Annotated in this window: 13 protein-coding genes; 5 read left to right on the top strand and 8 right to left on the bottom strand. The window is 28.1% G+C overall.

Going from position 1 to position 10,523, the window contains the following annotated elements; all coding sequences use genetic code 11:
- The first annotated feature begins 25 nt into the window (after positions 1-25).
- Both HUU89_RS05220 and HUU89_RS05225 read left to right on the top strand, forming a co-directional pair.
- Positions 26-706: an ABC transporter ATP-binding protein gene (locus tag HUU89_RS05220; protein ID WP_175301165.1), complete on the top strand. Its 681-nt coding sequence runs from the start codon at positions 26-28 to the stop codon at positions 704-706.
- Positions 707-1,260: 554 nt separating this feature from the next.
- Positions 1,261-2,472 (top strand): ATP-binding protein, encoded by a 1,212-nt coding sequence (locus tag HUU89_RS05225; protein ID WP_175301166.1) that lies wholly within the window; start codon positions 1,261-1,263, stop codon positions 2,470-2,472.
- Positions 2,473-2,629: 157 nt separating this feature from the next.
- On the opposite strand, the gene HUU89_RS05230 is transcribed toward HUU89_RS05225, so the two are convergent.
- Together HUU89_RS05230 and HUU89_RS05235 are read right to left on the bottom strand one after the other, a co-directional pair.
- Positions 2,630-2,869 carry a hypothetical protein gene (locus HUU89_RS05230; RefSeq protein ID WP_175301167.1) on the bottom strand — a complete coding sequence of 80 codons (240 nt, stop codon included), beginning with the start codon at positions 2,867-2,869 and terminating at the stop codon, positions 2,630-2,632.
- A gap of 345 nt (positions 2,870-3,214) precedes the next feature.
- Positions 3,215-3,673 (bottom strand): Lrp/AsnC family transcriptional regulator, encoded by a 459-nt coding sequence (locus tag HUU89_RS05235; protein ID WP_032091057.1) that lies wholly within the window; start codon positions 3,671-3,673, stop codon positions 3,215-3,217.
- A 150-nt stretch (positions 3,674-3,823) separates the two neighbouring features.
- Here HUU89_RS05235 and HUU89_RS05240 point away from each other — a divergent pair, with 150 nt between their 5' ends.
- Positions 3,824-5,167 (top strand): MATE family efflux transporter, encoded by a 1,344-nt coding sequence (locus HUU89_RS05240; RefSeq protein ID WP_175301168.1) that lies wholly within the window; start codon positions 3,824-3,826, stop codon positions 5,165-5,167.
- 104 nt (positions 5,168-5,271) lie between these two features.
- Positions 5,272-5,481: a hypothetical protein gene (locus HUU89_RS05245; RefSeq protein WP_227359245.1), complete on the top strand. Its 210-nt coding sequence runs from the start codon at positions 5,272-5,274 to the stop codon at positions 5,479-5,481.
- Positions 5,482-5,544: 63 nt separating this feature from the next.
- On the opposite strand, the gene HUU89_RS05250 is transcribed toward HUU89_RS05245, so the two are convergent.
- From HUU89_RS05250 to HUU89_RS05265, 4 genes are all read right to left on the bottom strand, one after another.
- On the bottom strand, positions 5,545-5,682 hold the full coding sequence (locus HUU89_RS05250) for a hypothetical protein (protein WP_175301169.1): 138 nt from the start codon (positions 5,680-5,682) through the stop codon (positions 5,545-5,547).
- 119 nt (positions 5,683-5,801) lie between these two features.
- On the bottom strand, positions 5,802-6,725 hold the full coding sequence (locus HUU89_RS05255) for a calcium/sodium antiporter (protein ID WP_032091055.1): 924 nt from the start codon (positions 6,723-6,725) through the stop codon (positions 5,802-5,804).
- Between the two features lie 201 nt (positions 6,726-6,926).
- Complete coding sequence (locus HUU89_RS05260) at positions 6,927-7,766, bottom strand: HAD family hydrolase (RefSeq protein WP_175301170.1); 840 nt, start codon at positions 7,764-7,766, stop codon at positions 6,927-6,929.
- Positions 7,767-7,963: 197 nt separating this feature from the next.
- Positions 7,964-8,200, bottom strand: coding sequence for a hypothetical protein (locus tag HUU89_RS05265; RefSeq protein ID WP_175301171.1), 237 nt, complete (start codon positions 8,198-8,200; stop codon positions 7,964-7,966).
- A 491-nt stretch (positions 8,201-8,691) separates the two neighbouring features.
- On the opposite strand from HUU89_RS05265, the gene HUU89_RS05270 reads away from it, so the two are divergent.
- A complete protein-coding gene (locus HUU89_RS05270) occupies positions 8,692-9,237 on the top strand; it encodes a flavin reductase family protein (RefSeq protein WP_175301172.1) in 546 nt (181 codons plus the stop codon).
- A 23-nt stretch (positions 9,238-9,260) separates the two neighbouring features.
- On the opposite strand, the gene HUU89_RS05275 is transcribed toward HUU89_RS05270, so the two are convergent.
- Entirely contained in the window at positions 9,261-10,025 is a 765-nt protein-coding gene (locus HUU89_RS05275; protein ID WP_175301173.1) for a zinc dependent phospholipase C family protein, read from the bottom strand.
- Entirely contained in the window at positions 10,025-10,372 is a 348-nt protein-coding gene (locus HUU89_RS05280; protein ID WP_106987382.1) for a Spx/MgsR family RNA polymerase-binding regulatory protein, read from the bottom strand. Before HUU89_RS05280 ends, HUU89_RS05275 begins: the two co-directional genes overlap by 1 nt.
- Positions 10,373-10,523 lie beyond the last annotated feature (151 nt).

The raw sequence follows: 10,523 nt of genomic DNA on the forward strand, positions 1-10,523 counted from the left end.
ATCTTATCTAGAAAGGAAGGTTAAGATGGAAAAGTTATTAAAATTAGAAAATGTAAGCTATAGTTATCAAGATGGTAAAGAAAAAAATAAAATTTTAGAACATGTTTCTTATTCATTTGAAAAAGGTAAAATATATGCTGTTGTTGGTGCGAGTGGAAGTGGGAAAACAACAACCCTTTCCCTTGCCTCTGGTTTAGATAAACCAGATGAAGGAAGAGTCTTATTCAAAGGAAAAGATATTCAAGAAATAGGTTTAAATAAATATCGTCGAGAAGATATCTCTATTGTCTTTCAATCATATAACCTCATTTACTATATGAATGCTTTAGAAAATGTTATGTCTGCTTTAGAAATTGCAGGGATCAAAAGAAAAGATAAAAAAGAATATTGTTTATCTATTCTTGAACAACTTGGACTTTCCAAAGATGAATGTAAAAGAGATATTCGACAACTATCAGGAGGACAACAACAAAGAGTTGCGATTGCACGTGCTATTGTAAGAGAAGTCGATTTGATCCTTTGTGATGAACCCACAGGTAACCTTGATGAAAAGAATTCAATAGAGATCATGAATACTTTCTTAGATTTAGCACATATTCATCATAAATGTGTTATTTTGGTAACCCATTCACCTACTCTAGCAAAGATGTGTGATGTATCTTTAAGAATTAAAGAAGGAAAATTAGAAGAAGCTGTAACAAAATAAAATAAACAGCTAAAAATAGAAAAAGAACAATGAAACAGCAAAAACTGAAACATTGTTCTTTTTTGTTGTATAATTTATATATGCAAAACAAAATGATTATAACGCATTGCAATTGTCTTTGCCAATAGATTTTGGTATTAAAATTGATGGCTAAAGTGAAAAGTTGAATTCCACTTTAGAGATATTTTTTAATAAATAATAGAGCTTGAAATTTATTGTTCCATATAATAAAATACAAGGTGAGAAGAATAGTTTTCTCAAAAATGTATAGTATATTATTGGTTGATAAAACCAATATATATAATGACAATTCAAATTTGATTAATCTTGAGTGGGTATCAAGATTCAAAAATAAATAACTCCCGATAGAATTGTCACATAAGTGGTAGTATGTAATGCTATCACTTTTTGTATATTCGAGATAAAAACACATATAATATTAATACATAACCGTAATAATTATATATTTTATATAGTTTTGCGGTTTAAAACCGCAAAACTATTGTAAACTAATATATGTTGCGATAAAATCTAATTAAGAAAGTGGTGATTATATGATTGATAGACCTTTGTATTTAAATAAAATAATGCCTTATGTAGATACTCCTTTTGTGAAGATTCTAACAGGAGTAAGACGTTGCGGAAAATCAACAATTTTAAAAATGATTATGAAAAAACTAAAAGAAGAAAGAAATGTTGTTGATGAACAAATATTAAATTATCGTTTTGATTCAATGGAATATGAAGATATGACTACAAAAGAATTATATTTAGAATTGAAATCAAAAATATTACAAGATAAAAAAATGTATTTATTTTTAGATGAAATTCAAGAAATTGAAGGTTGGGAAAAAGTTGTTAATACGCTTGCTGCTGACTTTGATGTAGATATTTATATCACAGGTTCTAATTCAAGAATGATGTCTTCAGAAATATCAACATATTTAACAGGCAGATATATTACTTTTCATATTTATACTTTATCCTTTGAAGAATATTTAACATTTAAAAAAAGTTATACAACTCTTAAAGATTTAAAACAAGAATTTAGTAACTATGTACGATTGGGTGGATTTCCTGCAACTCATTTACAAGATTATTCACAAGATGAAGTTTATACGATTGTAAAAGATATTTATAATTCAACGATTTTTTCAGATATTGTGCGTAGAAATCAAATTAAAAAGATAGATCAATTAGAAAGAGTTGTTAAATATACTTTTAATAACATTGGAAATACTTTTTCCGCAAAATCAATTTCTAATTATTTAAAAGCAGAACAAAGAAAAATTGATAATGAAACAGTATATAATTATTTAGAAAAATTACAGAAAGCATACATTCTTCATAAGTGTTCTCGATATGATCTTCAAGGGAAAGCGATTTTGAAAACACAAGAAAAATTTTATCTAGCGGATATTTCTCTAAGATATTCTGTTTTGGGTTATAGTGTCGATAGCGTTGCTTCTTCTTTAGAAAATATTGTTTATTTAGAACTTAAACGACGAGGTTATGATGTTTATATAGGGAAAATGAATGATAAAGAAATTGATTTTGTTGCTACAAAGCAAAACAATAAGATTTATGTACAAGTAACACAAGAGATAAAATCTGAAAAAACGCAAAAAAGAGAATATGATCAACTTTTAGAAATAAGAGATAATTATCCTAAGTATGTTGTAATGGCAAATGATTTTGCTGGTGGCAACTATGAAGGTATCAAAACAATGAATATAATAGATTTTTTATTAAGTAAAGATTATTAAGATTAAGTTTGTATTTGAAATTCAAGAGTTACATCATCATATTTATAGGTATTAGGTGACATACATGATGTTATGACATTTGCTTTAGGAAATGTTTGGATACAAGGTAAAACTTCTAAAAACATTTCAGAAGAAATATGATTTCTATGATCATAAGTTACAATAATACCATGTGGAAAAGAAGCTTGAATATTTTTTCTTTAGCAAGATCAAATAATTGGCTTAAATTCTTTTCATATGTTTTAGCATCCATTTTTGTTTTGCAAGGAATAGAAATAAAACATCTTTTAAAGATAGCACGTGTATAATAACACTCTGTTCCTAAATAATCTTTTTGAGCAATTATGTGTTGTAAAGTGCGATTAATAGATTCAATATTTGATTCTATTTTTCGCATTTTTTCTTTAGTAATTTGTTTTCCATCTTTTAAAAGTAATTCAAATTTAAGTTGAACAGCATTGAATATAAGAAACTATTTTCGTAATCAAATAAAAGATCCATCCCAAGTAGAAATATAAAAAAATATCTGAACCCATCAAGGACAGATAGAAAAGTTCAACGTTCTATAAAATGATAATCAACTAACGTGTTAAATAATAGAACAAGTTTTCCAGCATGATTGACAATATGAAGACATGGATAACTGAAATAATATGATGTGTTGGAAAAACCTACTAAATGACTATTTCTAGGGCTTGATAGATTTTCAAATAACTCCTTTATTAAAAAAGATGATATATAATTATAAACGTAATCCTTTAATATCTTTAATACGTGAGAGAATAATATTACAACTACAACTAGTAACCCCTGGTAATGTATCAATAGTAGTATGTAAGAAATGTTCCATTTCACTATTAGAAGCAGCAACAGCATGTACATGTAATTTGTTTTTTCCTGTAACACGATAAATTTGAGTAACAATATTATTTTGGTTTAATATGTCTATAACATCAGTAAACGAATTTGACAATGTTTCAATTTCAAAATAGCAAGATATAGCGCCACTGATTTTTTGAGGATTGATAATTGTTGTATATTCTTCAATAACCCCTTTTTTTTCTAATGCTTGAATTCTAGCTTTTACAGCAACTCTAGAAATCCCTACCTCTTTTCCAATATCAGAGTAAGAAAGACGTGCATTTTTTATTAATAATTGAACAATTTTTTGATCTAATTCATCAAGTCCATTTAAATACATAATCATTCCTCCGTTAATCATTTATTTAATACTATCATGCTCCGTATTATAAGTAAATCTTTTAAAAATTAGAGATATTGACTGAAAATAAATAATTGATTATAATTCTTACGAAACGTAAGATAAATATTACGAAAGGAATACAAAAAGATGAATAGAGATTTAACAAAAGGTTCAGTTTTAAAGTCAATGCTTCTTTTTTCAATTCCAATGATTTTAGGTGATTTACTTCAACAATGTTATAACATTGTTGATACATTGATTGTTGGTCAATTTCTCGGTAAAAATGCTCTAGCAAGTGTTGGCTCATCGTTTACCTTAATGACATTTATAACATCTATAATCCTTGGTTTATGTATGGGAAGTGGAGCGTTGTTTTCAATTAGATATGGACAAAAAGATGAAAAAGGATTACGGGAAGATGTATGTGCATCATTTTTCTTTATTGCACTCATCACGTTTATACTAACAGTAATATCTTATATTTTTCTTAATCAGCTTTCTGTTTTTTTACATGTTCCGCATGAAGTGTGGGGAGATATGAAAGGCTATCTTATTGTTATTTTTATAGGAATACCAGCTATTTTTTTATATAACTATTTTGCTTCTTATTTAAGAGCTATTGGTAATTCAATGATTCCACTTATATTTTTAGCTATTTCGGCAATATTTAATATTGGATTAGATTTATTTTTTGTAATTGTATTAAAATTAGGAGTTGAAGGTGCAGCTATTGCTACGGTGATTTCCCAATATCTTTCAGGTATTGGCATCAGTATTTACTCACTTATAAAAAATATACAAGTACGAGCAATTACAAAATTACAATATTTTCATTTAAAGAGGGTTCATAAAGTAATCTCATTTTCAGTTCTTACATGTATTCAACAATCAGTAATGAATTTAGGTATTTTAATGGTACAAGGGTTAGTAAATAGTTTTGGAACTGTGGTTATGGCAGCATTTGCTGCTGCTGTTAAAATAGATGCTTTTGCATATATGCCAGTACAAGATTTTGGAAATGCATTTTCTACTTTTATTGCTCAAAACTATGGTGCAAAAGAAAAAATGCGTATTCAATCAGGATTAAAATCAGCAGTTTGTCTTTCTATGGGATTTTGCATAATTATTTCAACTATTGTATGTATTTTTGCTAAAGATTTAATGACTATTTTTATAGATGCAAAAGAAACAGAAATTATTATGGAAGGTGTCAAGTATTTAAAAATTGAAGGTGCCTTTTATTGTGGAATTGGTTGTTTGTTTTTGTTGTATGGTTTGTATCGTGCTTTAGGTAAACCTGGTATGAGTGTCGTTCTTACAATATTTTCTTTAGGAACACGTGTTGTGTTAGCTTATGTTTTATCAGCGATTCCAACAATTGGTGTTACTGGTATTTGGTGGTCTGTTCCTATTGGATGGGCACTTGCAGATTTAATAGGATTAATTTATTATAGGTGTAAAAAAAAGGAATTGCTTTCTTTTAATATTTAGGGGATTATTTATGAACAACAAATGTGTTTTATTAAATGCCAAAAAAATGAATTTTGATAGAAAATTAAATTTATCAATACTATCATCTGATTTAACAGTATACGATGATACGACAATTTCCAGATTCTGTAAAATTAATTTGTGAAGCTGGAACAGGTTATAACAATATAGATCTTGATGCAGCAAAGGAAAAGAAAATTACTGTTTGTAATATTCCATCTTATAGTTCAAAGCGTGTTGCTCATACTGCAATCATGATAACTTTACTCATAATTTACAAGTCCCTCATGTTGAAGTTAATGGTAAAACGTTAGGTGTTGTAGGAGTTGGGCATATAGGTGAAAATGTGATTTAAATTGCACAGGCGTTAGATATTGTTAAAAAATGGCTTGCTCAAGGGCGTGAGTTAGATAAAGATTACTTAGCAAAAGATATTGGTAACTACATAAAAACGCTTGAGCACAGTTGAAACCTTGGTTATGTAATTCTCTTACTTTTTCTTCTCTTTGACTCATCACCCTCACCTCACATCCATTAGTTTATTGATTTTAAAAAGTTTTGAAATATAAAAAAATGTAAACGGAGAGACATTTACATTTTCTAATTTATTATTTAATTTTTTTGTAAATAGAATTTACATCAAACACAAATACATAAAATAAAGTCCATAACATAAAAGCATAATGATTCCACAAGGTTTCCTTAATTCTTTGTGTTTCATTGTACCAAACCAGAGAACTAATCCAGCTATTACTGCAATCATAGAATCGATCATAAACTTACTTTCAAAAGGAACACTACAAATAAGAGATGTTGTTCCAATAACAAAAAGAATATTAAAAATATTGCTTCCTACAATATTGCCTATCGCAATTCCTGCATTACCACGTTTTGCAGCTGTTACTGAAGTGACGAGTTCAGGAAGTGATGTTCCAAAAGCAACAATTGTTAAACCAATAAATCGTTCACTCATACCAAAATAACGAGCAATGGCACTGGCCCCACTTACCGCAAAGTCACTTCCTTTAACAACAAGGATTCCTCCAATGAGAATAAAGAGAAGACATTTCCAAACGGGAATATCTTTTTCTTCTTCTTGAGTTTCACTATTTTTTGCCATGATAAATAGATAAACAAGATAAGCAATAAAAAGAATCCAAAGGAAAACACCTTCAATAAAATTAATTTTCATATCTGTCATACCAAAGATCATGAGGATGATTGTTATAAAAATCATAAAGGGAATTTCATAACGGATGGTTGATTTTTGTATTTTTACATTGGTGATCAAGGCTGTAATACCTAAAATAATAAAAATATTTAAGATATTACTACCTACCACATTTCCAATAGTAATCCCTGCATTTTGTTGCATGGCAGCCGTAATACTTACAGCAGCTTCAGGCATACTTGTTCCCATAGCAACAATTGTAAGACCAATGATTAGTTGGGGAATACCCATTTTTCTAGCAATGCTTGCCGCCCCGTCTACAAACCAATCAGCTCCTTTTACTAGAAAAATAAAACCTACTAATAAAATAATAATTTGTTGAATCATAACGATTACTCCTTCCTTTTATTTTGCAGTAGGTATAAAAAAAAGCGGACTCCTACTGCATTGCAGTAAAAGTCTCGCTATTCAATCACTTTCCGAGTTATAAATTTTATAACTGTACTGACGAAGAAGTGAACCAAGTGCTTGGCAAGCTACTCCCTTTTATGAAATTTATTCTATCAAATAATATTTATTTAAGCAACTTTAAATTAATTTTAAATATTTAAAGGCATTGTATAAACCATCTTCATTTACATCATCAGTAATATAATCAGCGGCTTCTTTAATTTCAGAACCACCATTACCCATCGCAACATTATAAGCGCAACATTCAAACATCGACAAGTCAATTTTAGCATCACCAAAAGAAATCGTATCTTTAGGATCAGCATGTAAATAATCTAATAGGACTTCAATAGCATGTCTTTTAGTAATACCTGTAGGTCCTAAATCACCAAATAATGCAACTTCTCCTTTACCTCCCCAAGTATTCGCAACTAAATGAGGGAAGTCTACTTTAGAATCTAAATGGTCTTGATATGTTCTTAAAATGAAACTGATTTTATTAACATCGTCACGGTATAACTCATCTCCTTGTAAATGAATGAAACCATCAATAAAATGTTGAGCAGAACTTTTGGCATTCTCTAAGCTTGCTCCTTTACCCTTGGCGTATTTTACCATGGTTTCAGGTCCTTGTTCTAACATATAATCATTACAATACATACCACTATTAGCTTCTAAATAAAAACCAATATGTCTTTCATTACACCAATCAACAATATTTTTTACATCTTCTTTAGACAAACCTTGATGCATTACAACATGATTATTATCTTCAACATAAGCACCATTTCCACCAATCATTCCATCTAAATCACATAAATTTCTTTGTAAGATTTCTGCTTTTGAACATCCTGTACAAATATAAACTTTATGGCCATTAGCTCTAGCTTGATCAACAGCTTTTGCGGCTGAAGCAGGTAATTTTGCTTCATAATCAATTAATGTTCCATCGACATCTAAAAATACAATTTTACTCATACTTTTCTCCTTTTTCTTATAACTTCATTGTACTAAAAATGAAAGGGAAAGTCATTGATAATATTGCTACAAATTTAAAAGCATAAAAGAAAAGGTTAGAGCTGCAATTCTAACTCTTTCTCTTTAATAAGAACCTTAACATGTAAATATGAATTAACTATTTCTTTTAATAAAACCTGTAAAATTTTTAATAAAGTTTATATTTTTTTTAAAATGTGTTTTTTGACTATGATTTTAATAAAATAATAAAGACAAGCAATAAATACAACAAAAAGGAAAAAGAATGGAATAGGATCTATATTTACAAATACAAAAAATGCTTGAATTGAATCAAAATTGTATTTGATTGTTAATAATAACATACCTATAAAAAAGTTAGAAAAAAATACTAAAAAGTATATCTCGTCTCTATCAATCAATTTTCTATTTTCCATATTATTTACCTCATTTTTAAACTCTTCTATATGAACATTGTATAGGATATAAAATAATTAAAATAGAATTAAAAAAATATAGATATTATGGTATAATATAAGATTTAAAAGGAACTATTTATTGAATATTAAAAATGATAAAGTTTATATTTTTTATCGTAGATAGTCTTAAGATGCAATGCTATAATATTGATGAAATTCAAAAACATTAGATATCACAAAATGAAAAGGCTAGAGTGGCAGCTCTAACCTTTTCTTGCTTTTTAGCGTGAACATTTAACACGAGGCTAGTTATCGTTTGAAAAATCTGTCTAACCATTTGCATATGTAATAAGTCATTACGCCTGCCATGACAGAACAAACTAAGTTAAATACCATCTCCTGTCAAGGAGGGTCCGATAACACTTTTATTATATCAAAGTCTTTTACTCAATTTGTCTCAAATTTATTTAGGAAGTGATATAATAGAAATACACAGGAGAATTATATATATGAGAAAAGATTTAGGAGATAAAATGCAATTTATGCCTTTACCTGTTTTAATGCTTGCAACATATGATCAAGATGGTAAGGCCAATGTCATGAATGCTGCGTGGGGTGGTGTTTATGATTATAATCAAGTTTATGTATCACTTTCTAAACATAAAACAACAGATAATTTAGAATTAAAGAAAGCTTTTTCTTTATCTTTTGCGACAAAGAAAACAGAAAAGATTTCTGATTATTTTGGTGTTGTTTCTGGAAATAAAGAAGATAAGATTGAAAAAAGTGGTGTTCATGTAACACCTTCAAAATATGTAGATGCACCAATTATTGAAGAATATCCACTTACTTTAGAATGTATTGTTGAATCTTTTGAAGATGGAAACTTAATTGGAAATGTTGTGAATGTTTCTATTGATGAAGATTATTTAGATGAAAATGGTAAGATAGATGTAGATAAAATGGAAATTATTGCTTTTGATATGGTCAATAATACGTATCGTGTTTTAGGAGAAAATGTTGGTAAAGCTTTCAAAGATGGTTTTGATTTATAAAAAATAGTGCATCATTTGATGCACTATTTGTAGTTGTGATAGTAGCGTTCTGGTAAAGGAGCGTGTTTTTTATAGTTTTGAATATATAAAGGAAGATAAATAAGAGCTTCTTTTAAGGCTTGTTGGTAGATTTTATCAAGAATATCATTATATTTTTCCATTTCTTTATTATGATGGTAGTTAATAATTAAACCTTGGAGTTTATGAAAATTGAATGTGAGATGGAAACATCCATAAATAAGCCCCCTTTTTAAAAAGCTAGGGGCTTTTAATAAATGATCAATTCTTTTTAATCCTTTAAGAGCTTTTTTAATATCTAAATAAGATAGTTCAGGGAAAAAGGATTGAATAGTACATATTTCTTTTTCTTTAAAGCGAATATGTTCATAGATTTCTTTATGTAATGGATCTTGATGATTTCTTTTTAAAAGAAGACGATCGTAATCAGATTCTATTTCAAAATGATCCATATTTGTATTTTTAATCATCCTTTTAATATAAGGGTGCATTTGACTATCTAATAAATAATGACAAATAAAACCAAGAATATAAGCAAGTTGTGCTTCACTTTGAATAATATCTTGTGCCTTTTCAAAGAAAGTATTGGCTTTTTCTTGATGCATCTTTCTTGCTATTTTATTCCATCTTTCATAAAAGAAAATATCTGGACCATGAAGACCAATTAAAAAACAATTTTCATTTCTAAGTAATAAATCTTTAATATTTTGATCATCAAGATGTTTATAAACATCTTTACCAAAACAATAATGTGTATATCCAGCAGGCATTAGAGAAGTTCCTTATATTGTTCTTCTTTAAAACCAACAAGAACTTTGTCTTTCGTTTCAAGTATAGGTCTTTTAACAAGCATTCCATTAGTAGAAAGCAGTTCTAATTGTTCCTCTTCACTTAAAGTCGGTAAAATATCTTTTAAATGTTTTTCTTTATAAAGATTACCTGATGTATTAAAGAATCTTTTAAGTGGTAATCCACTCTTTAAATAAAGTGCTTTTAATTCATCTTTATTTAGTTTTTCTTCAACGATATGTCTTTCATCAAACTCAATTTGATGATCCGTTAAGAATTTTTTAGCTTTTTTACATGTAGAACATTTTGGATAACAAATAAATAACATAAATATCCCTCCTGTTTCCATCATATCAAAATTACTGATAAATGAAAAATAGCTAAAGTGAAAAGTTAAATTCCACTTTAAAAAAATGAAAAATAAAAGTAGAATTTACTCTTTCAGAAAGCAGATTTTATAAGAATATTAGGTGATTTGC

Origin of the sequence: Faecalibacillus sp. H12 (assembly GCF_013361255.1) — a bacterium.
In the GTDB taxonomy this organism is placed as follows: domain Bacteria; phylum Bacillota_I; class Bacilli_A; order Erysipelotrichales; family Coprobacillaceae; genus Faecalibacillus; species Faecalibacillus intestinalis.

What these genes read in the sequence shown, in the direction of transcription:
- HUU89_RS05250 (WP_175301169.1), bottom strand. Translation starts at nt 5,682, where the DNA reads ATGAGTCAAAGAGAAGAAAAAGTAAGAGAATTACATAACCAAGGTTTC.
- HUU89_RS05235 (WP_032091057.1), bottom strand. Translation starts at nt 3,673, where the DNA reads ATGTATTTAAATGGACTTGATGAATTAGATCAAAAAATTGTTCAATTA.
- HUU89_RS05265 (WP_175301171.1), bottom strand. Translation starts at nt 8,200, where the DNA reads ATGGAAAATAGAAAATTGATTGATAGAGACGAGATATACTTTTTAGTA.
- HUU89_RS05245 (WP_227359245.1), top strand. Translation starts at nt 5,272, where the DNA reads ATGATACGACAATTTCCAGATTCTGTAAAATTAATTTGTGAAGCTGGA.
- HUU89_RS05260 (WP_175301170.1), bottom strand. Translation starts at nt 7,766, where the DNA reads ATGAGTAAAATTGTATTTTTAGATGTCGATGGAACATTAATTGATTAT.
- HUU89_RS05270 (WP_175301172.1), top strand. Translation starts at nt 8,692, where the DNA reads ATGAGAAAAGATTTAGGAGATAAAATGCAATTTATGCCTTTACCTGTT.
- HUU89_RS05280 (WP_106987382.1), bottom strand. Translation starts at nt 10,372, where the DNA reads ATGTTATTTATTTGTTATCCAAAATGTTCTACATGTAAAAAAGCTAAA.
- HUU89_RS05240 (WP_175301168.1), top strand. Translation starts at nt 3,824, where the DNA reads ATGAATAGAGATTTAACAAAAGGTTCAGTTTTAAAGTCAATGCTTCTT.
- HUU89_RS05230 (WP_175301167.1), bottom strand. Translation starts at nt 2,869, where the DNA reads ATGCGAAAAATAGAATCAAATATTGAATCTATTAATCGCACTTTACAA.
- HUU89_RS05275 (WP_175301173.1), bottom strand. Translation starts at nt 10,025, where the DNA reads ATGCCTGCTGGATATACACATTATTGTTTTGGTAAAGATGTTTATAAA.
- HUU89_RS05220 (WP_175301165.1), top strand. Translation starts at nt 26, where the DNA reads ATGGAAAAGTTATTAAAATTAGAAAATGTAAGCTATAGTTATCAAGAT.
- HUU89_RS05255 (WP_032091055.1), bottom strand. Translation starts at nt 6,725, where the DNA reads ATGATTCAACAAATTATTATTTTATTAGTAGGTTTTATTTTTCTAGTA.
- HUU89_RS05225 (WP_175301166.1), top strand. Translation starts at nt 1,261, where the DNA reads ATGATTGATAGACCTTTGTATTTAAATAAAATAATGCCTTATGTAGAT.